Below are 25650 nucleotides of genomic sequence, written 5' to 3'. Positions count from 1 at the left end.
GCCGCCGCGCAGCGAGGCTCGCCCCAAACCGCCTCAGCCGCGCTGCCACCCGCGCACCACCGCGAGGAGGGCCTCGACGTGCGGAATCGGGGTGAACTGGCCGATGCCATGGCCAAGGTTGAACACGTGCGGGCGGTCGGCAAAAGCCTCGAGCACGCGGTGCGCCTGGCGCTCGAGCTCGCTGCCGCCGGCCAGCAGCAGGAGCGGATCGAGATTGCCCTGCACCGGCATCCCCGCGGGCAACTCGCGCGCGGCCCACAGCGGGTCGATCGTTTCGTCGATGCCCACCGCGTCGACTCCGGTCTCGCGGGCATAGGCGGCCAGCTTCTCGCCGGCACCCTTGGGGAAGCCGATGATCGGCAGATCCGGGCAGCGCGCCTTGAGCTGGCGGACGATCGCCGCATTGGGAGCGATCACCCAGCGCTCGAACTCGGCTGGTGCCAGGCTCCCGGCCCACGAATCGAACAGCTGCACGGCCTCGGCCCCGGCCTTCGCCTGGCCTTCGAGATAGTCGACCGTGACCGTCACGATCGCGTCGATGATCGCCTGGAAGGCCACCGGATCGCGATAGGCATAGGCACGCGTCTCGTGCTGGTCGCGGCTGCCCTCGCCGTTCACCATGTAGGTGGCGATGGTCCAGGGGCTGCCGGCGAAACCCAGCATGGTCTGGTCGGCGGTCAAGGCCGCGCGGACCTGGCGCACGGTCTCGTAGATCGGCTCGAGCCGTTCGGGCACCGCCACCAGCGCGGCTAGCGCGGTGTCGACCAGCTTGGGCGACAGGGCCGGGCCCTCGCCCGCGAGGAACTGCAGGTCCTGGCCCATGGCATAGGGCACGATCAGAATGTCGGAGAACAGGATCGCCCCGTCGAACCCGAACCGGCGCAGCGGCTGCAAGGTGATCTCGGCCGCGGCGGCGGAATCGTAGACCAGCGGCAGGAACCCGCCCTTCTCTGCCCGCAGCTCGCGGTACTCGGGGAGATAACGACCGGCCTGGCGCATCAGCCACACGGGGCGCCGGGAACCGTTCGTCCCGGTCAAGGTATCGAGAAGCAGACCTGGCATCGCAAAGGGTCCAATCAAAAAATAAAGAGATTCTTTATAAAGGATTCTGAGTTCTGTTGGCCCTGTGGAAACCGGGGACAGCGGAGCCTTGCCAGAATTGTCCCGGGCTGAACAGGGGGAGCCTGTTGCCGACTCCGTACGCCGACGGGTCAAGCGCGACTTATCCCGCTTGTCCCCAGGCTGTGGGAAAGCTTGTCCCCCTGTCCACAGTTTGCCTCGGAGCAGGCCGGGACCGGGCAGCAAATCGACCCCCGAAGTTGTCAGTGCCACTGTCCCGTGGTTTATGCCGCGGGCTATCCACAAAGCCCGCAGGGACCGCTCGCCGCGCCATGACCCGACTCCACCTCCACCTGCTGTCGGATTCGACCGGCGAGACGCTGGAGATGATCGCCAAGGCGGCCCTGGCCCAGTTCGACGATGCCGACGTGATCCGCCATTTCTGGCCGATGGTGCGCTCGCAGCAGCACCTAGACCGGATCATGGCCGAAATCGCCGCCAACCCGGGGCTGGTCCTGTTCACCCTGGTCAATGCCGAGATCCGCCGCCGGCTCGAGGAGCGCTGCCGGGCGCTCGGCCTGCCCACGGTCCCCGCGCTCGATGCGGTCACCGCCGTGCTCGAGGACATGCTGGGCCAGCAGGCCAAGGCCCGGCCTGGCCGCCAGCACATGCTCGACGATGCCTACTTCGCCCGCGTCGATGCGATCCAGTTCACCATCGCCCACGACGATGGCATCGCCGCCGAGGACTGGGAGCATGCCGACATCGTCCTGGCCGGGGTGTCGCGCACCTCCAAGACCCCCACCAGCATCTACCTCGCCAACCGCGGCTACAAGGTGGCGAATATCCCGATCGTGGTGGAAAGTCCCCCGCCCGCGATCCTCTTCGCGCTGCGCCGGCCGCTGGTGGTCGGGCTGACCACTGCGCCCGACCGCCTCATCCAGGTCCGCCGCAACCGCCTGCTCTCGCTCAGCCAGGCCCCGACCACCGACTATGTGAACGAGGACCAGGTGGCCCGCGAGGTGCAGTTCGCGCGCCGGCTTTTCGCCGACAACGGCTGGCCGGTGATTGACGTGACGCGCCGCTCGATCGAAGAGACCGCCGCCGCGGTGATCAAGCTCTACCAGGAGTATCGGTCGCGCGGGGAAAGCGCCGATACCGGCGCCAAGCCGATCTGAGGACCGACCCATGCTGATCCTGGCCTCGCAGAGCGCATCGCGGCAGGCGATGCTCGCGGCGGCGGGGGTGCCGTTCACCGCCATCCCCGCCCGCATCGATGAACGCGCGCTCGAGGCCGGACTGGGCGACGCGCCGGCCCCGGCCATCGCCACGGCCCTTGCCGAGGCCAAGGCCGCTGCGGTCGCAGCGCTGCATCCCGGCGGCCTGGTGCTGGGTAGTGACAGCCTGGTGGTCTGCGCCGGGCGCCGGTTCGACAAGCCGCGCGACCGGGCCGAGGCCGCGGCGCATCTTGCCTGGTTCTCGGGCCGCCAGCTCGAGCTGCACAGCGCCGCGGCGCTGGTGCGCGACGGGACCGTGCTGTGGTCGGCCGCCAGCCGCGCCGACCTGGCCGTGCGCAGCCTCGGCAGTGGCTTCGTCGACGCATACCTCGATCACGAATGGCCGGCCGTGGCCGGCTGTGTCGGGGTGTTCCGCATCGAAGGGCGCGGCGTCCAGCTGTTCGAGACGATCGCGGGGGATCATTTCACCGTGCTTGGCATGCCCCTGCTCGCCGTGCTCGGCGCGCTCCGCGGGCTGGGAGCCCTGCCCGCATGAGCCGGTCAGCACCCGGGGCCGGCCCACAGCCCTATGCCCCCCTCGGGGCCGGTCCACGGCCCTATGCCGAGGTGATCGGTGATCCGATCGCGCAGTCCAAGTCGCCGCTGATCCACGGCTTCTGGCTGACCGAACTGGGCATTGCCGCCAATTACCGCGGCTGCCATGTCACCCCCGACGGGCTGGCCGGCTATCTCGCCGCCCGGCGCTGCGACCCCGCCTGGCGCGGCTGCAATGTCACCATGCCGCACAAGCAGGCGATCATGCCCTTGCTCGACCGGGTCGATCCGCTGGCCCGGCGGGTCGGCGCGGTGAACACCGTGGTGCGCGCCGCCGATGGCACGCTGACCGGGTTCAACACCGACGTTCCCGGCTTTCTAGAACCGCTCGCCCCGCTGCTCGCCCGCCCGCACCTGTTCCGCATGGCCCGCATTCTCGGGACCGGCGGTGCGGCCCGGGCGATCGTCTCGGGGCTGGCCGAGCGGGGCTTCGTGCTGGTTCTCGCCGGGCGCGATCCCGGCAAGGCCCGCGCCCTGCTCGACGAGCTCGCCCCCCAGGGCGATCATCATGCGGTGGACCTCGCCCATTTTGCGGCTCCCACCGACTTCGCCTTCGACGACCGCGCCGGGTGCTGCGATCTGGTGGTCAATGCCAGTCTGCTCGGCATGACCGGCCAGCCGCCGCTGCGGTTTGACTGGAGCCACGCCCCGCCGGGAAGCCTGGCCTATGACATCGTCACCGCGCCGCTCGACACGCCGTTCCTCCAGGGCGCCCGCGCGGCAGGCTTTGCCACTGTCGACGGGTTGGCGATGCTGATCGGCCAGGCCGACAGCGCCTTCACCCACTTCTTCGGGCAGGCGGCACCGCGCGGGCGCGATGCCGAGCTGCGCCGTATGATCGCCCGTGGTTGAGCCGCCCACCCGGACCCGGCCCGCGGGACGGCCCTTTTTGCTCGGGCTGACCGGCTCGATCGGCATGGGCAAGTCGGCCGTGGCGGCGATGTTCGCCGATCTGGGCGTGCCGGTGTTCGATGCCGATGCCACGGTCCATGCCCTGCAAGGGCCCGGCGGGGCGCTGCTCCCCGCCATCGAGGCGGCCTTTCCGGGCACGACCGGGCCGGACGGGGTTGACCGGGCCCGGCTGGGCGCGGCGGTGTTCGGCGATCCGGCGCAGCGCCGTGTGCTCGAGGGCATCGTCCATCCCGCGGTCGGGGCTGAGCGCCGCGCCTTTCTCGCGCGCCATGCGGCCGCACCGCTGGTGGTGTTCGACATTCCGCTGCTGTTCGAGACCGGCGCGACCCAGGTCGATGCCGTGGCCGTGGTCTCGGCCCCGGCGGAGGTGCAGCGCGCGCGGGTCCTCGCCCGGCCCGGCATGACGCCCGAGAAGTTCGCGCAGATCCTCGCGCTGCAGGTGCCCGATGCCGAGAAGCGCGCCCGCGCCGACCATGTGATCGACACCGGAGCCAGCCTGGCGGAGACCCGCGCAGCGGTCGCCGCGCTGGTCCGGCAACTGCGCGGCGCGGGCTGAGCGCGGGCGCTCCCCGCCGCGCTGTCGCCACCCATTCCCCGCTTGCACAGCGGCGCGGCGAGGCCGATATGGAGAGGAATGCGCGAGATCATCTTCGACACCGAAACCACCGGACTCGATCCCCGCAAGGGTGACAGGATGGTCGAGATCGGCTGCATCGAACTGGTCAACCGGGTCGCCACCGGCGCGGTGTTCCACGCCTATTTCAACCCCGAGCGCGACATGCCGGCCGAGGCTGAGGCGGTCCACGGCCTGTCCGCCACCTTCCTCGCCGACAAGCCGCGTTTCGCCGACCGGGCTGCCGAGCTGCTGGACTTCCTGGGCGACAGTCCGCTGGTGGCGCACAACGCCGGCTTCGATTTCGGCTTCCTCAATGCCGAGCTCGATCAGTGCGGGCGCGAGGCGGTGTGCCTCTCGCGCATGGTCGATACGGTCAAGCTGGCCCGGGTGCGGCATCCCGGGGCCAAGCTCTCGCTCGACGCGCTGTGCACCCGCTATGGGATCGACCGCAGCCACCGCACGCGCCATGGCGCCCTGCTCGATGCCGAACTGCTCGCCCAGGTCTATGTCGAGCTGACCGGCGGCCGGCAGATCGGGCTCGAGCTGGCCGGAGCCCCGGCCGATCAGATCGTTGCCGCGATGACCGTGGTCACTCGCGAGCGCGTTTTCCGTCCCGCCCGGCCGCATGCGGCGAGCGAGGCGGAACTGGCCGCGCATGCCGCGTTCCTCGAGGGGATCAAGGCCCCTTTGTGGACCGGCGGCGCGTAAGAAGAGGAGAAGAACACATGGACATTCGCGTATCGGGTCACCAGGTCGAAACCGGCGAAGCGCTGCAGACGCACGCGACCGAGCGCCTGAGCGCGATTGTCGAGAAGTACTTCAGTCGCGCCTTGTCGAGCCAGGTCACGTTCAACCGCGCACCGGCCTCGATGTTCCGCTGCGACATCGTCACCCATGTCACCCATGGACTGATCCTCAAGGGTGCGGGGATCGCACCTGATGCGCATATCGCGCTCGATCAGGCGGCCGAGAAGATCGACAAGCAGATCCGCCGCTACAAGCGCCGGCTCAACGACCACCACGCCCAGGGCGGCTTTGTCCCCCGTGAGGAGGAGGCCGCCTACGTGGTCTTCGCCGAGCCCGAGCCCGAAGCCGAAGAGCTTCACGCCGATGCGCCGCTGGTGATCGCCGAAACCCGCGTCGACGTGCCCGAGGCCACCGTCTCGGACGCGGTGATGATGCTCGATCTGCGCAACACCAATGCCCTGCTCTTCAAAAATGCTGGCACGGGACGGCATAATATGGTTTACCGCCGCGGCGACGGATCGATCGGCTGGGTCGAGCCGTCCTGACGCCCGCGACCGCGCGCCATACACCGCGTCCGCGCAGGGCAGGAACGTTATCAAGGGGGATGAGGCCCGGTTTCGGCCGGGGCACCACCGTGGTTTGGCCTCTTGGGGGGGCCGGGCGCGGCAGATAGGCGATACGATCAGTTCATGACGGCTCTCTTCACCCTTGACCCCGATGCGGTCACCACGATCCGCGCCGACGACAAGCCGGCGATCCTGCGTTCGCTCGCCACCCGCTTCGCCCAGGTCTACGATCTGGCCGAGGCGCACGTGCTCGAGCGGATCGAGGAGCGCGAACGCCTCGGCAGCACGGGTTTCGGCCGCGGCGTGGCGATTCCCCATGCCCGGATCGAAGGCCTGGCCCGCCCGGTCGCCGTATTCTTCCGGCTCGCAACGCCGGTCGCATTCGATGCTGCCGATGGCCTGCCGGTCGATCTGGTGTTCGGGCTGCTCTCGCCCGACCAGGCCGGCGCCGCGCACCTCCATGCGCTGGCCGCGATCTCGCGGATGATGCGCGACGAGCGCATGCACCAGGCCCTGCTCGAGGCCCCCGGACCCGAGGCGCTCTATGGCCTGCTGTGCAATGTCATCGATCGTGACGCCGCCTGACGACCAGACCGTCGCGGCCCCGCCCGAGGTTCCCGGTGCCGCCCTGCACTGGCGGGCGCTCGAGGGCCTCTACGCCTCGGCCCCGATCAACACGATGTTCGAATCGCGGCTGAGCGTGCAGGGCGAGGGCGCGGCGCGGATCGAGTTCACGATCGATCGCCGGGTCCATCACGCCGCCGGCGCGGCGCACGGCACGATCTATTTCAAGATGCTCGACGATGCCGCGTTCTATGCGGCCAACACCCTGGTCACCGACCGCTTCCTGCTGACCACCTCGTTCAACCTCCACTTCGTCCGCCCGGTGCGCAGCGGCAAGGTTGTGGCGGAGGGGCGCTGGATCAGCGGCAGGCGCCGCGTGCTGGTGGCGGAGGCCCGGCTGGTTGACGCCACCGGCGAGGAGATCGGCCGCGGCACCGGCACCTTCATGCGCAGCCGCATCGCGCTTTCGGGGCTGCCGGGCTACCGGATTGGCTGACCGCGATCCCTCGACCGCCCGGCTGCCGAGCCATGTCGAGGTGGGCGCCCTGCTGCGCCAGGTCCAGGCCGCGGGCGGTTTCGCCATGGTCCTGGCCAAGGGCGAGGCCGATTCGGGCGCGCTGCTGGTGGTCTTGACCGACCAGGGGCGCCGCTCACGCGCGTGGGAGCGCATGCCAAGCCCCGATGGGCACCGCGTCTGGACCCGAGTGCGCGAGGAGGTGGCCGAGGATCCCGGTGACTTTGCCGATTGGCTGAAACGGCGCCAGCATCAGGATCCGGACCTGTGGATAGTCGAACTGGACATCCCGGAGGGCGAACGCTTCATCCGATAGGTCCATTCTCCGGGTTGACACTTCTGCACCGCAGCATCAAAGGCGCCGCACCATTTGACGCGCAGGCGGCCGTGGGGGCACTGAGGTCCACCGGCTGGCACGCAGACGGGTGGCAACCGGCGGGTTTTCCGGAACCGGGGTGACGCAGGCCAAGCCTGCCGGGACCCGCTCCGCACCCGTGCAGGTCGGCCAACCGCCGATAAAGACAATGTGATGCGTTACGCCAACAGCCTGTCCGGTGCTCTGGCTCTGGGACTGGCCTTCTCCTTCACGGTCATCGCCGCCGATGGTTCCGGCGCGGTCGCACAGGACCGGACCCCGCAGATCGCAGCGCCCGCTGCCGCGGCAGAACCCGAACTTCTTCCTCTCGACCCGGCTTACGCCGCCGATCCGGCGCCGCTCGAGAGCCCGGCCCACCCCGCCGTCAGCGCCCAGAGCCTGGCCCAGCTGGTCGCCGCCCAGCCCGCCGGCGACCTCCCGCGGGAGCTCGAATGCCTGGCCGGCGCGATCTATTTCGAAGCCAAGAGCGAAACGCTGGATGGCCAGCTTGCGGTCGGTCGCGTGATCGTCAACCGTGCCCGCTCGGGCCGCTTCCCCGCTTCCTACTGCGGCGTGGTGTTCCAGCGCGCCCAGTTCTCGTTCGTGCGCGGCAAGGCCATGCCGGCCGTCAGCCACGGCTCGCGCGCCTGGCGTACCGCCGTGGCGGTGGCCCGCATCGCGCATGAGGGCTCATGGCAGAGCGCCGCCGAGGGCGCGCTCTACTTCCACGCCGCCCGCGTCTCGCCGGCGTGGAACCTCACCCGCATCGCGCGGGTCGATAGCCACATCTTCTACCGCTGAACGCGCTTCGGCGCGGATGCGCAGGGCCCGCTGCCGGCCACCGGAGCGGGCCCCTGGCCATGCGGCCGAACCGCGCGGTTGCTACCCCTGGCGCCGCTCCGGGCGCCCCGTCCGGAGCCGGTCGCTCAGGGCTCCGCCCGCACCTCGACCCACACCGGGGCATGGTCGCTCGCCTTCTCGCGGCCACGGTGGTCCTTGTCGACCCCGGCCGCGACCAGCCGGTCGGCCAGCTCGGGCGAGAGCAGGGCGTGGTCGATGCGGAAGCCGTGGTCGCGCTGCCAGGCCCCGGCCTGATAGTCCCAGAAGGTCCAGACCCCGCCGCGCGGGTTGAGCGTGTCCAGCGCGTCGGTCCAGCCGTCCGCCAGCAGACGGGCATAGGCGTCGCGCGATTCGGGCTGCATCAGCGCGTCGCTGGCCATGGCCGCGGGGGCCCAGACGTCCTTGTCCTCCGGAATCACGTTGAAGTCGCCCAGTATGGCTGCCGGCACCTCCTCGGCGGCGATCGCCGCCATGCGCCGGCGCAGGCGCTCCATCCAGCGCAGCTTGTAGTCGAACTTGGGACCGGGCACGGGATTGCCGTTGGGCAGGTAGATCCCCGCCACGCGCAGCCCGAACACGTCGGCTTCCAGATAGCGCGAATGCTCATCCTCCGGCTCGCCGGCCAGCCCGCGCTGGACCTCGACCGGCTGCTGCCCGTCGGCCAGCATGGCCACCCCGTTGAAGCCCTTCTGCCCGTGCCAGATCGCGCCATAGCCGATCTTCTCGAACTCGGCCGCCGGAAAGCCCTCGTCGGCGGTCTTGATCTCCTGCAGGCAGGCAACCGCCGGCCGGGTCTCCTCCAGCCATTCGAGCAGGCGCGGCAGCCGGGCCTTGATGCCGTTGATGTTGAACGAGGCGAGCCGGAGCGTCGTCACACCCGTTGCGGCCATCAGACCGCGAAGCTCGAACCACAGCCGCAGGAGGCGGCGGCATTGGGGTTCTCCACCTTGAAGGCGGCACCGCCGAGCGACTCGACATAGTCAACCACGCAGCCGGCGATGAAGTCGTGGCTGACCGGGTCCACCACCAGTCGCACGCCATCGGTTTCGACCACCAGGTCCTCGCCCTCGGCCGCTTCGGCGAGGCCGAACTTGTACTGGAAGCCCGAGCAGCCGCCGCCCTCGACGCTGAGGCGCAGGATCGCCGGCTTCCCCTGCTTGGCGGCGATCTGCGCGACGCGCCGGGCGGCGCTGGGGCTGAGGGTGAGCGGGGGCACGGTCATGGTGGGCCCGATGTAGGGCGTGCGGAAGGTCGCGGCAAGGGCAACCCGGCCGCGCACAGCCGCGCCGGTTGGGGATCAGGCGGTCTGGATGTAGCTGCGCAGGGCCTCGGCTTCGGCCTCGATCGCGTCGATCCGGTACTTGACCAGATCGCCGATCGACACGAAGCCGATCACCCGCGTCCCGTCGACCACCGGCAGGTGGCGGATCCGGCGGCGGGTCATCAGCGACAGCGCGGCGAGGATCGACGTGTCCGGGGTGACCGTGATCGGCGGCGAGGTCATCACCTCGCCGACCGGGCGGTCAAGCACCCCGGCGCCCTCGCGCGCGAGGCAGTAGAGCACGTCACGCTCCGAAAAGATGCCCACGGCGGTGCCGTCCGCCATGATCGGCAGGGCGCCGATCCGCCGCTCGGCGAGCAGGGCCACAACCGCGCGGACAGTCATGTCGGGAGTGGCGGAGATCAGCGTGCCGTCGCGGCCTTTGAGGATGCGGGATATGGTCATGGACAGCTCTCCCAAGCCTGCGCCCGCCCCTCCGGCGGATCACGGACGCCAAGGATGCCATGGCCCGGGGTAAAGTGCCAGTCCCTCGCCGGGCCCGCGGCGGCCGATTGGCGGGGCCGTCACGGGAACTGGTCGCGGCCCTGGCCCGGCAGGACCAAAGGGCCATTGCCAGCGCACCCGGCTTGGCCCATCAGCGCGGGTATGACCGTACCGCCGTCCCCGCTCGACGATCCGCACAATGCGGCCCATGCCTGGGGCCGCTACAAGCGGATGATGCGGCTGGCCGGATGGATCACCCTGGCGATCGTCGTCGCGGTGCTGGCCTGGCTGTGGCAGGAGAACGGGCTGGTCTCGATCAACCTCTACATCGCCTCGGCGCTGGGCATTGGCGGCACGGTGCTGCTGACCGTGGCGTTGATGGGGCTGGTGTTCCTGTCCAGCGGCACTGGTCACGATGCCGCGGTGGTCGATCCCCTGTCCGACGAGGACTGAACGTCCGCATCTGCCGCGCCGGGCGCGCTATGCGCGGCGATCCAGTGCCAGGCGGTGCGGCAGCCGAGCAGCCCGAGCAGCGCCTGGGCGAGCCCGGCGGCCAGGCTCAGGCCGAACAGGGTCCAGCTGAAATGGAGCGAGCCGATGCCGCGGCCATTAGCCAGCAGCCCGATCGCGAACAGGGTGAGCGCGCCGCTGAGCACGAACAGTGCGCCCAGCAGCACCAGCCCGCGCAGCACCGCCGCCTGCCAGCGCGGCAGGACCGGTGCCGCGGTCGCTGCCATCAGGCGCGGGCTTCCTCGACGCCAGCGCTGTTGTGGCGCAGCGCGGCCAGCACTGTCTCGACCACGTGCGGGGCGTTCAGCCGGGCGACGTCATACTGCTTGTCGGGACTGTCGTGGTCCTGGAACAGGTCGGGCAGGCGCATGGTGCGGATCTTGAGCCCGGCGTCGGTCAGCCCCTCGTCGCTGGCCATCGTCAGCACGTGGGCGCCGAGCCCGCCGATCGAGCCTTCCTCGATCGTCACCACCACCTCGTGGGTCGCCATCAGCCGACGGATCAGGTCCTCGTCGAGCGGCTTGGCGAAGCGCAGGTCGGCCACCGTGGTCGACAGCCCCCGTGCGTCGAGCTGTTCGGCCGCCTTGAGCGCTTCGGCCAGGCGCGTGCCCAGCGAAAGCAGCGCCACCTTGCTGCCCTGGCGGACGATCCGGCCCTTGCCGATTTCGAGCCGCTCGGGCACCGCGGGCAGGGGCACCCCGGTGCCATTGCCGCGCGGATAGCGGAAGGCGATCGGGCCGCTGTCGTAGAGTGCGGCGGTATGGGTCATATGGACCAGCTCGGCCTCGTCGGCCGCGGCCATGACCACGAAATTGGGCAGCGAAGCGAGATAGGTGACGTCAAACGAGCCGGCATGGGTCGCCCCGTCGGCCCCGACCAGCCCGGCACGGTCGATCGCGAAGCGCACCGGCAGGTTCTGGATCGCCACATCGTGGACCACCTGGTCGTAGGCACGCTGCAGGAAGGTGGAATAGATCGCGCAGAACGGCCGCATCCCCTGCGCGGCCAGCCCCGCAGCGAAGGTTACTGCGTGCTGCTCGGCGATGCCGACGTCGAAGGCCCGGTCGGGGAACAGGCTGGCGAAGCGGTCCAGCCCGGTGCCCGAGGGCATTGCCGCGGTGATTGCGCAGACTGTCGGATCGCGCTCGGCCTCGGCGACCAGCGCCTGGGCGAAGACATTGGTATAGCTGGGCGGGCCACCCGCGCTCTTGACCTGCTCACCGGTGATGATGTCGAACTTCTGGACCCCGTGGTACTTGTCGGCCGCGGCCTCGGCCGGGGCATAGCCCTTGCCCTTCTTGGTCACGACGTGGATCAGGCAGGGGCCCTCGGCAGCATCGCGCACGTTCTCGAGCACCGGGATCAGGTGCTCGAGGTTGTGCCCGTCGACCGGGCCGACGTAGTAGAAGCCCAGCTCCTCGAACAGGGTGCCGCCCATGGCCATGCCGCGGGCGAACTCGTCGGTCTTCTTGGCGGCCTTGTGGAGCGGTCCGGGCAGGCGCCGCGACAACCGCCGCAGCGTGTCGCGCAGACCGAGGAACGGGCGCGAGGAGACCAGCCGGGCGAGATAGGCCGACAGTCCGCCCACCGGCGGCGCGATCGACATGTCGTTGTCGTTGAGGATGACAATCAGGCGGTTGCCGGCAACATGGGCGTTGTTCATCGCCTCGTAGGCCATGCCCGCGCTCATCGCGCCGTCGCCGATCACGGCGATCCCCTTGCCCGGCTGGCCGGCCAGCTTGTTGGCCACGGCAAAGCCCAGCGCGGCCGAGATCGAGGTGGAGGAGTGCGCCGTGCCGAACGGATCGTATTCGCTCTCGCTGCGCTTGGTGAAGCCCGACAGCCCGCCGCCCTGGCGCAGGGTGCGGATGCGGTCGCGCCGGCCGGTGAGGATCTTGTGCGGATAGGCCTGGTGGCCTACGTCCCAGACCAGCCGGTCATCCGGGGTGTTGAACACGTAATGGATCGCCACGGTCAGTTCGACCACGCCCAGCCCGGAGCCGAGATGGCCTCCGGTCTGGCCCACCGCGGCGATCATCTCGGCGCGCAGCTCATCGGCCAGCTGGCGCAACTGGCCGACGGGAAGCTTGCGCAGGTCCTGCGGCAGCGTGACGGTGTCCAGCAACGGGGTGGCCGGGGCAGGGGCCTGGGAAGCAGTCATCCGAGTGCCTTACACGGTCGATCGGGGCGAGTCGATTGCCCCGCTCGCCACCATTGCGGCAGGCGCCTCGCCCGAACAGGTCGCGCAGATCCCGCGCAGCTCGATCACCGGGCGCACTTCGGCGAAGCCGGCGCGCTGGGCCGCCTCGCGCACTGTCGCGGCCAGCCGGTCGTCGTCGACGTGGATCGCGCTGCCGCAGGCATCGCAGATCAGGAACATGCAATCGTGGCGGCAGCCGGGGTGCGGGTTGGCGACATAGGCGTTGGCGCTCTCGATCCGCCGCGCCAGATTGGTCCGCACGAACAGGTCGAGGATGCGGTAGACGCTGTTCGCCGCCACCCGCTTGCCGCGCGCGGTGCTGACCTGGTCGGCGACATCATAGGCCGAGACCGGGCGCGACTGGCCGGCCAGCGCCGCGAAGACGTCGGCCCGCATGTCGGTCCATTGTTCCTCCGCGGCGCGCAGCGTGTCGCGCGCGGCGTCGATCAAGCCGCTGCCGGAGTGTTCGTGATGGTGATGGCCGGTGCCGCCGCGATGAGTGCCCATCGCTGCTAGATAGTGCCAACCTAGCCGCGGGTGAAGGCCGGCTTGTAGAACTGTGGGAACAACCGCTTGAGCGCCTCGATCTTGGGGGCGTCCCAGCGTCGGATATAGCCGTGGAACGGATTGGCCGCGGCGAAGTCCTGATGGTAGGCCTCGGCCGGATAGAAGGCGCGGTAGGGTTCGATCCGGGTCACGATCGGACCGCTCCACAGCCCCGACTGGGCGAGCTGGGCCAGGTAGGCCTGGGCCACCCGGCGCTGCGTCTCGTTCAGCGGGATCAGCGCCGAGCGGTACTGCGTGCCGACGTCGGGACCCTGGCGGTTGAGCAGGGTGGGATCGGCGCCGACCGAGAAGAACACCCGCAGCAGCTGGTCATAACGGATCAGCCTGGGATCGTAGCGCACGCGCACGGTCTCGGCGTGGCCGGTGCGCCCGTCGGATACGTCCTCGTAGCTGGGATTGCGCACGGTGCCGCCATGGTAGCCGGACACCGCGCTGTGCACGCCGCGCAGATGGCTGAACACCGCCTCGATGCCCCAGAAGCAGCCACCGGCGAACAGCGCGGTCTGCAGCCCGGTTTCCTCAGGCGCCGCGACCTTGGCGGCAGGCGCCAGCGGGGCGGCGGCGAGCGGGAGGGGCAGGGCGATTGTGCCGGCCAGAGCGGCCACTACCAGCCCGATGCGAGCAGTCCGAATCCGGTCGAGGAGGCGACGGGCCGTGGCCGGACGCCCCACGGCTCAGCGCTCCGTCACTGGCGCGGCGACAGCGTGGGGGACCATTCCGCCCGCGGCATCGTCACCGCCCGTGCCCAGCACTGCAACCAGGCCCAGCGCGCCAGCGACGAAGCCGATCGCGAAGGAGCGGAACAGATCGGTGGTGAACAGGCCCATGAACGTGCGCTCGCTGCGGGAAGGCGGGAATGCCGAATCGCTTCGCGCAGGTAGGGTTGCCGAAGCCTGAGCGCCATGCTGCGTTGCGGCGAACCGCCGGATGCCTGCGACGAAACGTTAAGCCAGGGCGCACGCGCCAGCGCCGCGGCGTCGGTCAGTGGCGGAAGTGGCGCATTCCGGTGAAGACCATGGCCAGTCCTGCCGCATCGGCCGCGGCGATCACCTCGTCGTCGCGGATCGAGCCGCCGGGCTGGATCACGGCGGTGGCGCCGGCCTCGGCCGCCGCGAGCAGCCCGTCGGCAAAGGGGAAGAACGCATCCGAGGCCACCGCCGACCCGACCGTGCGCGGCGCTGCCCAGCCATAGGTCTGTGCCGCCTCGGCCGCCTTGGTCGCGGCGATGCGCGAGCTGTCGCGGCGGTTCATCTGTCCGGCGCCGATCCCGGCGGTGACCCCGTCCTTGGCATAGACGATCGCGTTCGACTTGACGTGCCGCGCCACGGTCCAGGCGAACAGGCAGTCCTTGAGCTCCTGCGCGGTCGGCTGGCGCCGGGTCACCACCTGGAGATCGGCCGCGCTGATCGCGCCGTTGTCGCGGGTCTGGACCAGCAGGCCGCCGGTGATCGGCTTGACCTGCAGCCCGGCGCGGCGCGGATCGGGCAGGCTGCCGGTCAGCAGCAGGCGCAGGTTCTTCTTCTTGGCGAAGGCGGCCAACGCCTCGGGCGTGGCGGCGGGCGCGACCACGACCTCGGTGAAGATCTCGCAGATCGCCGCCGCCGTCGCGCCGTCGAGGGTGGTGTTGACCGCGACGATGCCGCCGAAGGCCGAGACCGAATCGCACTGCAGGGCGCCCTGCCAGGCCTCGAGCAGGCTGGTGCCCTGGGCCACGCCGCAGGGATTGGCGTGCTTGACGATCACCACCGCGGGATCCTGATCCCGGAACTCGGCGCAGAGCTCGAGCGCGGCGTCGGCATCGTTGTAGTTGTTGTAGGACAGCTCCTTGCCCTGGACCTGCTCGGCCTGGGCGATGCCATGGGCGTGCGGACCGACCGGGGTGTAGAGCGCCGCGCTCTGGTGCGGGTTCTCGCCATAGCGCAGCGTCGCCGCGCGCCGCCCGGTGATCGCCAGCGTCCCGGGGAAGGTCTCGCCCTGATCGGCGAAGGCGAACCACTGCGAGATCATCGAATCGTAGGCCGCCGTGGCGGCATAGGCCTTGCCGGCCATGCGGCGGCGGAAGTCGTAGCTGGTCGCACCCGCGCCCGCTTCGAGCTCGCCGAGCAGCTCGGCATAGTCGGCCGGATCGGTGACGATCGTGACGTAGGCGTGGTTCTTCGCGGCCGAGCGGACCATGCTGGGACCGCCGATATCGATATTCTCGATGATCTCGTCGCGCTCGGCGCCCTTCGCCACGGTCGCCTCGAAGGGGTAGAGGTTGACCACCACCAGGTCGATCGCGCCGATCGCGTGCTCGGCCATGGCGGCGGCATGCTCGGGATTGTCGCGCACGGCCAGCAGGCCGCCGTGGACCTTCGGGTGCAGTGTCTTGACCCGCCCGTCCATCATCTCGGGAAAGCCGGTCAGCTCGGAAATGTCGCGCACCGCGAGCCCGGCGTCGCGCAGCGTCCGGGCGGTACCGCCGGTGGAGACCAGCTCGACCCCGCGGGCGCTCAGTGCCCGGCCCAGCTCGACCAGACCGGTCTTGTCCGAAACGGAAAGCAGCGCGCGGCGAAGCGTGATGGCGGTCATGTGGTGGGTCCCTGCGGTGGCGTCGACCGGGGCCCCTTAGGCAAATCGGTGTGCCAGGCCAAGCGCGCAGCGGCGAAAGCTGCGGATTCGGCCGGCGTCAGGCCGGGCGCGGGCGCCCGGGCCGGTCAGGCAGCGTGGCGTGCTCCCGCCGCAAGCCACTCGCGCGCCCGGCGCTGGGCCTCGGCGATCTCGCGCGCGGTCATCTCGTCGGCCACGTCGGCGCGGCACTGGGCGGCGTCCTCGTAGCCGGCGACCGCGGCGAGGTTGAACCACTTGTGCGCCTCGATCAGATCGACCGGCGCCCCGTGGCTGCCGGTCGAATAGGCCACGCCCAGATCGAAGTAGGCACTGATCTCGCCCGCCGAGGCGGCGGCGAGGCAGGTTGCCACCAGCAGGTCGGCCTCCCCGGCCGGACGAACGGTTTCCGGCGCGTGATCGACCGGACGGATCCACTCTGCACCCATTGTTGTTACCCCCAAGATTCGGCCAGCCGGGCAAGCCCCCGCGGCGCTGTCCATGAGCCGGAAGCTGACCCATCATGGTCAACAAAAGGTTAACGCCCGGCGGCCGGCGCGGCCGGTCAGCCGGGACCAGCGGCGCAAGATCATTGCGCTTGTGCGAAACCGGCGCGGCTCCTATAGGCGCGCTCAACCCGGCTGGCGGTCTGACTCCGGAGATTCCGGCGCGCCAGAAGGCTCGCGGTATCTGGTCTGGAGCGCACGAATCCCATGCCTACCTCCGTTGCGGATGACATCGATATTCTGGTGAAGGCCAAGCGCGCCATCGCGGGTGATTACACGCCCCAGGCCGACGAGCCGTACATGAACGATGCGCAGCTGGACTACTTCCGCCGCCTGCTTCAGGCCTGGAAGAAAGCCATCCACGAATCCTCGGCCGACACGCTCCAGCAGCTGCAGGATGGCCCGATCCGCGAGCCCGACCTCAATGACCGCGCCTCGAGCGAGACCGACTGGGGGATCGAGCTGCGCACCCGCGACCGCCAGCGCAAGCTGATCGCCAAGATCGATTCCGCGCTGCGCCGGATCGAGGAGGGCGAGTACGGCTACTGCGAGGTGACCGGCGAGCCGATCGGGCTGGGCCGGCTGATCGCGCGGCCGATTGCGACCATGACGGTCGAGGCGCAGGAGGCCCACGAACGCCGCGAAAAGATCTCGCGCGACGACTAGCCGGGGATCGCGGGTTCCAGCGGCGGCGCTGGGCTTGCAATCGTTAACCGCTTGTTCGTTTTCGTCTGCTAGAGCATGATCGTGGAATGGACGATGCCGGACAACCGGCACGGCATACGATCACGGGACGCAAGTGGTACGATGGGCGACGGCGACAACCGGCACATTTCGCGAGACAGCCTGTTCATCCTGGCGGAGTTGCGTCTGGGTGATCATGGTAGCGAATATCGGGTCAAGGTGCGCAATCTCTCGAGCGGTGGCATGATGGCCGAAGGCGACGTCCCGGTGACCCGTAGCGATGCGATCAGCGTCAACCTGCGCAAGGTTGGCTGGATCGATGGGTCGGTCGCGTGGGTCGAGGGCAACCGCTTCGGCGTGGCCTTCGCGCGTGAGATCGACGTGGCCCAGGCGCGGATGCCGATGCAGGTCCAGCCCGATCCCCAGGAACCCTTCCGGCGCCGGCTGATGGCCGCCACCCCCACCGTTCCCGCCGGGCCGCTCCGCAAGGTGATCTGAGCGCCGGTACCGGGTCCGGACCCTTGGACCGGGCGGTGCCCGCCGCATCCCGGTCGCGCGCGGGGGGCTTGCCCCGACCCCGGTGCCAGCCTAACCCCTTGCCATGCGCTGCTGTGGACCATCCGGAGCTGTCCGGCTGATCGTCGTTCCGCTCGCCGCCCTGGCAGTGCTCGCCGGGTGCCGGGGCGACAACGAACAGCGGATCGATCTTGCCGTGATCGGCCGTCCGGCCGACCTCGCCGAACGGGGCGCGCGGCTTGGCGTGGCCGGACAGCTGGTCCAGGCTGCGACCGCGCAAGGATTGGTCGCGCTCGATGCCCAGGGACAGGTGGTCCCCGCCCTCGCCGACCGCTGGATCGTGACCGACGATGGCGACAGCTACATCTTCCGCCTACGCGACGGCACCTGGCCGGATGGCACCCCGCTAAGCGGGCAGACCGTGGCGCGAGCCCTGCGCCAGGCGCTCGACGGCCTCCGCGGCACCCCGCTCGGGCTTGACCTCGCCGACCTGGCAGAGGTGCGGGTGATGACCGACCGCGTGCTCGAGTTGCGCCTAGCCCGCCCTGTGCCCGAACTGCTGCAGTTGCTCGCCCAGCCTGAGCTCGCGTTGCGGCGGCGCGAGCGTGGCAGCGGCCCGCTCGAACCGGCCGCAAGCGCGGCTGGCACGCTGCGGTTGGTGCTGATCCCCCCGACCCGGCTGGGTCTGCCGGCGCTCGACCCGGCTGATCCCCGTCCCGCTTCGCTGCAGCTGCGTGCGCTTTCTGCCCGCGCCGCGACCGAGGCCTTTGCCCGGGGCGAGCTCAGCCTGGTGTTCGGTGGGCGGTTTGCCGACCTGCCGCAGGCCCAGGCTGTGGCCGGGCTGTCGCGTCGGGCGCTGCAGGTCGATCCGGCCGCAGGGCTGTTCGGTCTGGCCGTCGTGGGAGCCGAAGGTCCGCTCGCCGCACCCGAGTTCCGCGAAGCGCTGGCTATGGCGATCGATCGCGATGCCCTTGCCGGGGCCATGGGTCTCACCGGCTGGACCCCCACCACGCGGATCGTTCCGTTATCCGTCCCCGGTTCCGGTGGGGCCTTGACCCTGCCCGCGCGCGCGGGTGCCGAACCGGCCGCGCCGGTCCAGGCTGCCGCACCCGCCTGGACCACTGCGCCGCTTGACCTGCGTCAGGCCGAGGCGGCTGCCCGGGTCGCGCGCTGGACCGGTCGCAGCGGCAGGCCACTGGCCTCGCTGCGATTGGCCTGGCCCAGCGGGCCTGGCGCCGACGCGGTGTTCGAGCGTCTGCGCACGGACTTCGCCGCGATCGGGGTGACCCTGACCCGGGTTGCGGCCGAAGCTCCGGCCGACCTGCGGTTGCTCGATCTGGTCGCGCGCTATCCGGGGCCGCTGTGGTATCTGAATCAACTGTCCTGCCCGGCACGGCGCACCATTTGCAGCACCGCGGCCGACGCGCGCCTCGCCGAGGCCCGAGCAGAGCGCGATCCGGCACGGCGTCTGGCCATGCTCGCAGCGGTCGAAGCCCAGATGTCCGCCGCGGCTGTGTTTCTGCCGCTGGGCCCGCCGGTGCGCTGGTCCCTGGTGCGGCCTGGAACGCCCGGTTTTGCGCCGAATACCGTGGCCTTTCACCCACTTCCGCCACTGGTCGAGCAGACCGATTGATCCGGCCTCCGGCTCCGGCCGTTGGGCCTGAGCCGTTCTGCAGATAAGTAGTCGTGCGGGGCCGTTCGTACCCCTTAGAGGTAGGTCTCAAATTCAAAATGACGCCGATATCCCGTTTTACGGTAAATTAACCTTTCTCTTTCATAGGTCGCATGGTTAATTGCCTGAAAGACCCCAAACGTTGGGGTGGATCGGGTTTAGGGGCATAAGGGGGGCACCCATGCGAGTGCTGCTGATCGAGGACGAGCCGACAACGGCCCGGGCCATCGAGCTGATGCTCACGGCCGAGGGCTTCAATGTGTATTCGACCGACCTCGGTGAGGAAGGTTTGGACCTGGGCAAGCTGTATGACTACGACATCATCCTGCTCGACCTGAACCTGCCCGACATGCACGGCTACGACGTGCTGAAGAAGCTGCGGGTGGCCAAGGTCCAGACCCCGGTGCTGATCCTCTCGGGGATTGCCGAGATGGACTCCAAGGTCCGTTCGTTCGGTTTCGGCGCTGACGACTACGTGACCAAGCCGTTCCACCGTGAAGAGCTGATCGCCCGTATCCACGCCGTTGTCCGGCGCTCGAAGGGCCATTCCCAGTCGGTCATCCGCACCGGCAAGCTGTCGGTCAACCTTGATGCCAAGACTGTCGAAGTCGATGGCGCGCGGGTCCACCTGACCGGCAAGGAATATGCGATGCTCGAGCTGCTGTCGCTGCGCAAGGGCACCACGCTGACCAAGGAAATGTTCCTCAACCATCTCTATGGCGGGATGGACGAGCCCGAACTCAAGATCATCGACGTGTTCATCTGCAAGCTGCGCAAGAAGCTGGCCCATGCCTGCGGCGGCGAGAACTACATCGAGACCGTCTGGGGCCGCGGCTATGTGCTGCGGGATCCCAACGATCAGATGGAAGCCGCCTGACCACCGCCCTCGTCCCCTTTCGTCACGCCGCCTGCCAGGCGGTCTGAACCGGGCAACGGCCCGCCTCCGTGGGGGAAGGCGGGCCGTTTCTCGTTCCGGCTGACCGCAGCGGCTGGCGTTCCCTGCGCCGGCCGACTAAGGGGCCGCGCATGACGGCGTACAAGGCAGGCGACCCCACCACCATCAACCGGCTCTATGGCCGCGCCAAGGGCAAGCCCCTGCGGCAGGGCCAGCAGGAGCTGGTCGACCGCCTGCTGCCTCAGATCGCCGTGCCGAGCGCCGGGCCGGTCACCGCGGCGCGCCTGTTCGGCGAGGACCGGCCGCTCCATTTCGAGATCGGTTTTGGCGGCGGCGAACATCTTGCCTACCGGGCCGACCTGCTGCCCGACCATGGCTTCATCGGCTGCGAGCCCTTCGTCAACGGGGTGGCCCAGGCGCTGGTGCATGTCCGTGACGGCGGGCTCGCCAATGTCCGGATCCAGCACGGCGATGCGCTCGAGGTGCTTGAACGGGTGCCGGATGAGGCGCTGTCGTTCGTCTATCTGCTCCATCCCGACCCCTGGCCCAAGGCGCGCCACGCCAAGCGGCGGATGATGAACGATGGCCCGGTCCGGCTGATCGCCGACAAGCTGAAGCCAGGCGGCGAATTCCGCTTCGGGACCGATCATCCGGTCTACCTGCGCCACGCGCTGATGGTCATGCGCCGCCATCGCGACCTGTTCGACTGGCTTTGCGAACGCCCCGAGGACTTCCAGCGGCGCCCGGGCGGCTGGCCCGAGACGCGCTACGAGGCCAAGGCCCGGCGGCTTGGCCACGAAGTGTGGTACTTCCGCTTCCGCCGCCGCTAGTGCGTCAGCAGGCCGGCGGTCTCAAGCAGCAGCCACAGACCTACCGCCAGCAACAGCCCCGCCGCCAGGATCCGCACCAGCCGCAGCGGTACCCGCGCGATCAGCGCTTCGCCCAGGAACACGGCGGGCACGTTGGCCAACATCATGCCCAGCGTGGTGCCGGCCATCACCGCCAGCACGCTGTGGAAGCGCGCGCCCAGTGCGATCGTCGCGATCTGGGTCTTGTCGCCTATCTCGACCACGAAGAAGGCCACCACTGTGGCGAGAAAGGCACCGAACCGCCCCGCCCCGGGAGCGGCGTCATCGGCCGTGTCGGGAATCAGGGTCCAGCCTGCCATGGCGATGAACGAGAGCGCCACGGCATAGCGGAACCCCGCGCCATCGAGCAGTCCGGCCATCTTGGCGCCGAGCAAGGCGGCCAGGAAGTGGTTGGCCATTGTGGCGACAAGGATCCCGGCGACGACCGGCCACGGCCGGCGGAAGCGGGTGGCAAGGAGGATGGCGAGGAGCTGGGTCTTGTCGCCGATCTCGGCAAGCGCGACCACTGCGACAGAGGTCAGGAAGGCGTCGGGCATCGCGTCCCCTAGGCGCAGCCAGTCGCTCCGGCAAGCACCTCGCACCAGGGTCCGGCGCGGCACCCAATCGCCACCGACCCAGTGTGAATACTTATACCATAGGTATGGGATAAAGTTGCTAATCGATTGTAGAGCGGCACGCGGGATCGCACCCTAGTCATTCAGGATAAAGCCGCATGTCACTAAAGCGGACAAGCCGCAGAGGCAGCGCCATTCTTGGGCTCGCCCTGCTTTTCGCGATCGCCGTTACCGGTGTCGCGATCCAGCAGATCCGTTTCGGTGGGCCGATGCATCGCCAGAACCAGCAGATCAGCGATCTGACCGCCGATATCCTGCCGCCACCGCTGTACGTCATCGAGGCCTATCTGGAGGCGACCCAGGCCGTCGCGGCGCTGGGGTCGGGGCAGGCCGAACCAACCGAAGCGGACCTGCGGATCGGCCGTCTTGCCGCGCTGCGCCGCCAGTTTGCCGCGCGGGCCGATGTGTGGCGCGCCGCCGAGCTCGGCGGCGATCTTCAGACCCGACTGCTCCCCGCCGTAATCGACAGCGGCGATCGTTTCTGGCGCGAGGTGGACGCGCAGTTCGCGCCCGCGCTGCGATCGCGCGATCTCGCTGCAGTGACGGGGTCCTATGCCGCGCTTGGCCAGTACTATGCTGCGCACCGTGCCGCGGTCGACGCGCTGGTCGCTGCCGCCGCCGACCGCCAGACCCAGCTCGCCCGCTCCAGCGACACCACCCTGCTGATCGTCGGAGTCTTGCTCGCCTTGATCGCGCTGGGCGTGCTGGGAGCCCTGTTGGCCAGCCTCAAGCTGTTCGACCGCCATATCCTGCACCCGATCCAGGGAACCGCCGGGGTCCTGCGCGACATGGCCGGTGGGCGGACGGATGTCGCGCTGGACGGGATCGACACCGCCGCGCGCGGACCGGACGACGAGATTGGCGCAATGCTGGGTGCGGCCCGGGTGTTCCGCGATGCGCTGCAGACCCGCATCCAGCGCGAAAGCGAACAGCACGAGGTGGTCGAACGGCTCGACCAGGCCTTGACCGAGCTTGCGGCCGGCAATCTGGCCTTCCGCATCGATCAGCCGATGGCCGCCGAGTATGAACGGCTGCGCGCGGCCTACAACCGGACGATGGCGACGCTGGGCGAGACGCTGACGCAGGTCAGCCAGACCTCGCAGACCGTCTCGTCGGGTGCCAACGAGATCCACGCCGCGGCGGGCGACCTGGCGCTGCGCACCGAGCACCAGGCCAACCGGCTCGAGTCGGCGGCCCATGCGCTCAACGAGGTGACCGCGCTCGTCAGCCGTACCGCGCAGGATTCGCTCGAGGTCGCCACGGCGATCGTGGCGGCGCAGGACCAGGCACGGGCGAGCGCCGATGTCGTCGCCTCGACGATCGCGGCGATGAGCGAGATCGAGGTTTCCGCCCGCGCGATCGTTCAGATCATCGGCACCATCGATGCGCTTGCCTTCCAGACCAACCTGCTGGCGCTCAACGCCGGGGTCGAGGCAGCGCGCGCCGGCGAGGCCGGCAAGGGCTTCGCGGTGGTCGCGACCGAAGTGCGGGCCCTGTCCGACCGCTCCAAGGAGGCGGCCGAGGAAATCCGCCGGCTGATCACGTCCAGCACTGATCAGGTGGTCGGCGGTGTTGCGCTGGCCAATGAAAGCGGTGGCATGTTGCGGGAGATCGTCGGCGGCATCAGCGAGATTGCCGAGCGGGTCCAGGCCATCACCGACGCGGCGACCCGTCAGGCCACCAGCCTGCGCGAGGTCACCGCCGTGGTCAATGAGATGGACGGCGCGACCCAGCAGAACGCCGCCATGGTCGAGCAGACCACCGCGGCCGCGCGCAGCCTGTCGTCCGAGGCCGGGGTGCTGCACCGGCGGGTCGCGGTGTTCCGGGCCGACGATCAGGCGCGCACGGCGCCAGCCTTGCCGCGCGGACAGCTCGCGCTGGCCTCCTGACCGGCGTGACGGTGGCCGGCCCTTGATCGAGGGCCGGCGCCAATGGCATCAGCCGACCACGCCGCCCGCGGCCAGCACCGCGAGGGTGAGGATATCCGGCGCCAGCGCCGTCATCGGCGCGATCTGGACCGGCTTGTCCATCCCGATCAGCATCGGCCCGATCACGGCGTTGCCGGCCAGTTCGCGCAGCAGCTTGGCCGAGATGTTGGCCGACTGCAGCCCGGGCATGATCAGCACGTTGGCGGGGCCAGACAGACGACAAAACGGATAGTTCGCCATCACCTTCGGATTGAGCGCCGCGTCGGGAGCGATATCGCCTTCGTACTCGAAGCCCGGGTCCATCGCGTCGAGCAGGGCGACCGCCTCGCGGATCGGCTCGACCCAGCGCCCCATCGGATTGCCGAAAGTGGAGAACGACAGGAAGGCGACCCGCGGATCATGGCCCATGCGGCGCGCCACGGCGGCGGTCTCGACCGCGATGTGGGCCAGCTCCTGCGCGGTCGGGCGTTCGTTCACGGTCGTGTCGGCGAGGAACACGGTGTAGTTCTTGGCGACCATCAGGTGGACGCCGAAAGGCACGTGCCCGGGCTTGGGATCGAGCACCCGGCGCACCTCGCGCATGGTCTGCGAGAAGGTCCGGGTGAGGCCCGAGATCATCGCGTCGCCATGGCCGAGCGCGAGCAGCAGCGAGGCGAAGACATTGCGGTTCTGGTTGACCATCCGCCGCACGTCGCGCTCAAGGAAGCCGCGCCGCTGCATCCGCTCGTACAGGAAGGCGACCATCTCGGGCACCAGCGGCGAAACGTTGGAGTTGTGGATCTCGTAGCTGTCGGGATTGCCCACACCCAGCTCGGCGAGCTTGGCGCGGACCGCTTCGGTCCGGCCGACCAGCACCGGGGTGCCATAGCCGAAATCGCGGAACTGGATCGCGGCGCGCAGCACCACCTCGTTCTCCGCCTCGGCGAAGACCACGCGCTTGGGGGTCTCGCGCACCTGGGCATAGACGCTGGTGAGAACCGAGGTGGTCGGATTCAGCCGCGCCTTCAGGCTCAGGCGATAGGCCTCGAAGTCCTCGATCGGCTTCTGCGCCACGCCGGTGTCCATCGCCGCCTTGGCCACGGCCGAGGACACCACCTCCATCAGCCTTGGATCGAACGGGGCCGGGATGATGTAGTCCACCCCGAAGGTGTGGTTCTTGCCATAGGCGGCGGCGACCTCTTCCGGCACCTGCTCGCGCGCCAGGGCGGCGATGGCCTGGGCGGCGGCGATCTTCATCTCCTCGTTGATCGCGGTGGCGCGCACGTCGAGCGCGCCGCGGAAGATGAACGGGAAGCCCAGCACGTTGTTGACCTGGTTCGGATAGTCCGAGCGCCCGGTCGCAATGATCGCGTCCGGACGCACCGCTTTGGCCTCGGGCGGGGTGATCTCCGGATCGGGGTTGGCCATGGCGAAGATGATCGGCTGCGGCGCCATCTTCTTGACCCATTCGGGCTTGAGCGCGCCGGCGGCCGACAGGCCGAGGAAGATGTCGGCACCGACCACGGCCTCCTCGAGCGTACGGCTCGGGGTGTCGACCGCATGCGCGCTCTTCCACTGGTCCATGCCGTCCTCGCGGCCGCGGTAGATCACCCCCGAACGGTCGCACATGATGACATTGTCGTGGCGCACGCCCATCGCCTTGATCAGCTCGGTGCAGGCGATGGCCGCGGCGCCGGCCCCGTTGACCACCACCTTGACGTCGCGCAGCTCGCGTCCGGTCAGGTGGCAGGCATTGAGTAGGCCGGCCGCGGAGATGATCGCCGTGCCGTGCTGGTCGTCGTGCATCACCGGGATCTTCAGCCGCTCGCGCAGGGCCTGCTCGATGATGAAGCACTCGGGTGCCTTGATGTCTTCCAGGTTGATCCCGCCGAAGCTCGGCTCGAGCAGGGCGACCGCATCGATGAAGGCCTGGGGGTCTTCGGTGTCGAGCTCGAGGTCGATCGAATCGACGTCGGCGAAGCGCTTGAACAGCACCGCCTTGCCTTCCATCACCGGCTTCGAGGCCAGCGCACCCAGATTGCCCAGGCCAAGGATGGCGGTGCCGTTGGAGATGACCGCCACCAGATTGCCCTTGGCGGTATAATCATAGGCGGTGGCAGGGTCTTCGGCGATGGCGCGGACCGGGACGGCGACGCCGGGCGAATAGGCCAGGCTCAGGTCGCGCTGGGTCGCCATCGGCTTACTGGCGATGATCTCGATTTTGCCGGGCCGGATCGTGTTGTGGTAGAACAGCGCCTCGCGTTCGGTGAAACGGACGTTGCTTTCCTCGGACAATGCGGCCTCCCGTGTGGCTATCTCTCGCGCCCTATCGCGTGTCGCGGCGAGAGGATAGG

Annotated in this window: 30 protein-coding genes; 17 read left to right on the top strand and 13 right to left on the bottom strand. The window is 69.4% G+C overall.

Translation table 11 applies throughout. The features are described 5' to 3' along the window. Nucleotides 1-33: 33 nt before the first annotated feature. Nucleotides 34-1062 carry a uroporphyrinogen decarboxylase gene (hemE, locus tag H7F53_RS12955; protein ID WP_185679916.1) on the bottom strand — a complete coding sequence of 343 codons (1029 nt, stop codon included), beginning with the start codon at nucleotides 1060-1062 and terminating at the stop codon, nucleotides 34-36. Nucleotides 1063-1391: 329 nt separating this feature from the next. Between hemE and H7F53_RS12950 the strand changes: the two genes are divergently transcribed. The 10 genes from H7F53_RS12950 to H7F53_RS12905 all read left to right on the top strand — a co-directional run bounded on the left by H7F53_RS12950 (nucleotide 1392) and on the right by H7F53_RS12905 (nucleotide 7966). Next, nucleotides 1392-2237 carry a pyruvate, water dikinase regulatory protein gene (locus H7F53_RS12950; protein ID WP_185679915.1) on the top strand — a complete coding sequence of 282 codons (846 nt, stop codon included), beginning with the start codon at nucleotides 1392-1394 and terminating at the stop codon, nucleotides 2235-2237. Between the two features lie 10 nt (nucleotides 2238-2247). Further along, nucleotides 2248-2832, top strand: coding sequence for a Maf family protein (locus H7F53_RS12945; RefSeq protein ID WP_185679914.1), 585 nt, complete (start codon nucleotides 2248-2250; stop codon nucleotides 2830-2832). Next, the gene (locus tag H7F53_RS12940) at nucleotides 2829-3743 is read left to right on the top strand and encodes a shikimate dehydrogenase family protein (RefSeq protein WP_185679913.1); all 915 of its coding nucleotides are present in this window, start codon (nucleotides 2829-2831) and stop codon (nucleotides 3741-3743) included. Before H7F53_RS12945 ends, H7F53_RS12940 begins: the two co-directional genes overlap by 4 nt. A gap of 37 nt (nucleotides 3744-3780) precedes the next feature. Further along, nucleotides 3781-4359, top strand: a complete 579-nt coding sequence (gene coaE / locus H7F53_RS12935) for a dephospho-CoA kinase (RefSeq protein WP_281384799.1) — start codon at nucleotides 3781-3783, stop codon at nucleotides 4357-4359. A 78-nt stretch (nucleotides 4360-4437) separates the two neighbouring features. After that, nucleotides 4438-5127, top strand: a complete 690-nt coding sequence (gene dnaQ, locus H7F53_RS12930; RefSeq protein ID WP_185679912.1) for a DNA polymerase III subunit epsilon — start codon at nucleotides 4438-4440, stop codon at nucleotides 5125-5127. Nucleotides 5128-5144: 17 nt separating this feature from the next. Continuing rightward, on the top strand, nucleotides 5145-5711 hold the full coding sequence (gene hpf, locus H7F53_RS12925) for a ribosome hibernation-promoting factor, HPF/YfiA family (RefSeq protein WP_185679911.1): 567 nt from the start codon (nucleotides 5145-5147) through the stop codon (nucleotides 5709-5711). 144 nt (nucleotides 5712-5855) lie between these two features. Further along, the gene (locus H7F53_RS12920; protein ID WP_185679910.1) at nucleotides 5856-6317 is read left to right on the top strand and encodes a PTS sugar transporter subunit IIA; all 462 of its coding nucleotides are present in this window, start codon (nucleotides 5856-5858) and stop codon (nucleotides 6315-6317) included. Next, on the top strand, nucleotides 6292-6792 hold the full coding sequence (locus H7F53_RS12915) for a PaaI family thioesterase (RefSeq protein ID WP_246438886.1): 501 nt from the start codon (nucleotides 6292-6294) through the stop codon (nucleotides 6790-6792). The genes H7F53_RS12920 and H7F53_RS12915 overlap by 26 nt, the downstream gene beginning before the upstream one ends. Further along, complete coding sequence (locus H7F53_RS12910; protein ID WP_185679908.1) at nucleotides 6785-7126, top strand: DUF1491 family protein; 342 nt, start codon at nucleotides 6785-6787, stop codon at nucleotides 7124-7126. Before H7F53_RS12915 ends, H7F53_RS12910 begins: the two co-directional genes overlap by 8 nt. A gap of 213 nt (nucleotides 7127-7339) precedes the next feature. Continuing rightward, entirely contained in the window at nucleotides 7340-7966 is a 627-nt protein-coding gene (locus H7F53_RS12905; RefSeq protein WP_185679907.1) for a cell wall hydrolase, read from the top strand. Nucleotides 7967-8091: 125 nt separating this feature from the next. Here H7F53_RS12905 and xth read toward each other — a convergent pair whose 3' ends face one another. From xth to H7F53_RS12890, 3 genes are all read right to left on the bottom strand, one after another. Next, nucleotides 8092-8895 (bottom strand): exodeoxyribonuclease III, encoded by an 804-nt coding sequence (gene xth, locus H7F53_RS12900; RefSeq protein ID WP_185679906.1) that lies wholly within the window; start codon nucleotides 8893-8895, stop codon nucleotides 8092-8094. Next, complete coding sequence (gene erpA / locus H7F53_RS12895) at nucleotides 8895-9227, bottom strand: iron-sulfur cluster insertion protein ErpA (protein ID WP_185679905.1); 333 nt, start codon at nucleotides 9225-9227, stop codon at nucleotides 8895-8897. Before erpA ends, xth begins: the two co-directional genes overlap by 1 nt. Before the next feature lie 75 nt (nucleotides 9228-9302). Further along, on the bottom strand, nucleotides 9303-9731 hold the full coding sequence (locus H7F53_RS12890; protein WP_185679904.1) for a CBS domain-containing protein: 429 nt from the start codon (nucleotides 9729-9731) through the stop codon (nucleotides 9303-9305). A 201-nt stretch (nucleotides 9732-9932) separates the two neighbouring features. Here H7F53_RS12890 and H7F53_RS12885 point away from each other — a divergent pair, with 201 nt between their 5' ends. Then, nucleotides 9933-10223, top strand: coding sequence for a hypothetical protein (locus H7F53_RS12885; protein WP_185679903.1), 291 nt, complete (start codon nucleotides 9933-9935; stop codon nucleotides 10221-10223). Here the strand turns inward: H7F53_RS12885 and H7F53_RS12880 are convergent. From H7F53_RS12880 to H7F53_RS12850, 7 genes are all read right to left on the bottom strand, one after another. After that, nucleotides 10181-10507 carry a hypothetical protein gene (locus H7F53_RS12880; protein WP_185679902.1) on the bottom strand — a complete coding sequence of 109 codons (327 nt, stop codon included), beginning with the start codon at nucleotides 10505-10507 and terminating at the stop codon, nucleotides 10181-10183. The two genes, H7F53_RS12885 and H7F53_RS12880, sit on opposite strands and share 43 nt — an antisense overlap. Continuing rightward, nucleotides 10507-12441, bottom strand: coding sequence for a 1-deoxy-D-xylulose-5-phosphate synthase (gene dxs, locus H7F53_RS12875; RefSeq protein ID WP_185679901.1), 1935 nt, complete (start codon nucleotides 12439-12441; stop codon nucleotides 10507-10509). Before dxs ends, H7F53_RS12880 begins: the two co-directional genes overlap by 1 nt. 9 nt (nucleotides 12442-12450) lie before the next feature. Continuing rightward, nucleotides 12451-12987 (bottom strand): Fur family transcriptional regulator, encoded by a 537-nt coding sequence (locus tag H7F53_RS12870; protein ID WP_185679900.1) that lies wholly within the window; start codon nucleotides 12985-12987, stop codon nucleotides 12451-12453. 20 nt (nucleotides 12988-13007) lie between these two features. After that, on the bottom strand, nucleotides 13008-13652 hold the full coding sequence (gene msrA / locus H7F53_RS12865) for a peptide-methionine (S)-S-oxide reductase MsrA (protein WP_343062059.1): 645 nt from the start codon (nucleotides 13650-13652) through the stop codon (nucleotides 13008-13010). Nucleotides 13653-13721: 69 nt separating this feature from the next. Next, nucleotides 13722-13874 (bottom strand): thymidylate synthase family protein, encoded by a 153-nt coding sequence (locus tag H7F53_RS12860; protein ID WP_185679899.1) that lies wholly within the window; start codon nucleotides 13872-13874, stop codon nucleotides 13722-13724. A 154-nt stretch (nucleotides 13875-14028) separates the two neighbouring features. After that, nucleotides 14029-15618: a bifunctional phosphoribosylaminoimidazolecarboxamide formyltransferase/IMP cyclohydrolase gene (purH, locus tag H7F53_RS12855; protein ID WP_185679898.1), complete on the bottom strand. Its 1590-nt coding sequence runs from the start codon at nucleotides 15616-15618 to the stop codon at nucleotides 14029-14031. A 125-nt stretch (nucleotides 15619-15743) separates the two neighbouring features. Then, the gene (locus tag H7F53_RS12850) at nucleotides 15744-16082 is read right to left on the bottom strand and encodes an SEL1-like repeat protein (protein WP_246438885.1); all 339 of its coding nucleotides are present in this window, start codon (nucleotides 16080-16082) and stop codon (nucleotides 15744-15746) included. A gap of 264 nt (nucleotides 16083-16346) precedes the next feature. Between H7F53_RS12850 and dksA the strand changes: the two genes are divergently transcribed. The 5 genes from dksA to trmB all read left to right on the top strand — a co-directional run bounded on the left by dksA (nucleotide 16347) and on the right by trmB (nucleotide 20736). After that, nucleotides 16347-16805: an RNA polymerase-binding protein DksA gene (gene dksA / locus H7F53_RS12845; protein ID WP_185679897.1), complete on the top strand. Its 459-nt coding sequence runs from the start codon at nucleotides 16347-16349 to the stop codon at nucleotides 16803-16805. A gap of 75 nt (nucleotides 16806-16880) precedes the next feature. Next, complete coding sequence (locus tag H7F53_RS12840; RefSeq protein WP_246438884.1) at nucleotides 16881-17321, top strand: PilZ domain-containing protein; 441 nt, start codon at nucleotides 16881-16883, stop codon at nucleotides 17319-17321. Nucleotides 17322-17424: 103 nt separating this feature from the next. Further along, a complete protein-coding gene (locus H7F53_RS12835) occupies nucleotides 17425-18972 on the top strand; it encodes an ABC transporter substrate-binding protein (RefSeq protein WP_185679896.1) in 1548 nt (515 codons plus the stop codon). A 220-nt stretch (nucleotides 18973-19192) separates the two neighbouring features. Further along, nucleotides 19193-19888: a response regulator transcription factor CtrA gene (ctrA, locus tag H7F53_RS12830; protein WP_185679895.1), complete on the top strand. Its 696-nt coding sequence runs from the start codon at nucleotides 19193-19195 to the stop codon at nucleotides 19886-19888. 149 nt (nucleotides 19889-20037) lie between these two features. Then, nucleotides 20038-20736 carry a tRNA (guanine(46)-N(7))-methyltransferase TrmB gene (gene trmB / locus H7F53_RS12825; protein WP_185679894.1) on the top strand — a complete coding sequence of 233 codons (699 nt, stop codon included), beginning with the start codon at nucleotides 20038-20040 and terminating at the stop codon, nucleotides 20734-20736. Here the strand turns inward: trmB and H7F53_RS12820 are convergent. Next, nucleotides 20733-21311 carry a TMEM165/GDT1 family protein gene (locus H7F53_RS12820; protein ID WP_185679893.1) on the bottom strand — a complete coding sequence of 193 codons (579 nt, stop codon included), beginning with the start codon at nucleotides 21309-21311 and terminating at the stop codon, nucleotides 20733-20735. The two genes, trmB and H7F53_RS12820, sit on opposite strands and share 4 nt — an antisense overlap. A 176-nt stretch (nucleotides 21312-21487) precedes the next feature. Here H7F53_RS12820 and H7F53_RS12815 point away from each other — a divergent pair, with 176 nt between their 5' ends. Further along, nucleotides 21488-23278 (top strand): methyl-accepting chemotaxis protein, encoded by a 1791-nt coding sequence (locus H7F53_RS12815; RefSeq protein WP_185679892.1) that lies wholly within the window; start codon nucleotides 21488-21490, stop codon nucleotides 23276-23278. A 48-nt stretch (nucleotides 23279-23326) separates the two neighbouring features. Here the strand turns inward: H7F53_RS12815 and H7F53_RS12810 are convergent, their stop codons facing one another. Beyond that, nucleotides 23327-25591, bottom strand: coding sequence for an NADP-dependent malic enzyme (locus tag H7F53_RS12810; RefSeq protein ID WP_185679891.1), 2265 nt, complete (start codon nucleotides 25589-25591; stop codon nucleotides 23327-23329). Nucleotides 25592-25650 lie beyond the last annotated feature (59 nt).

The sequence above is a fragment of the Novosphingobium piscinae genome (genome assembly GCF_014230355.1).
GTDB classification, from domain to species: domain Bacteria; phylum Pseudomonadota; class Alphaproteobacteria; order Sphingomonadales; family Sphingomonadaceae; genus Novosphingobium; species Novosphingobium piscinae.
Note: the sequence above shows the minus strand (reverse complement) of the source record. Positions and strands in the feature narration are given on the sequence as shown.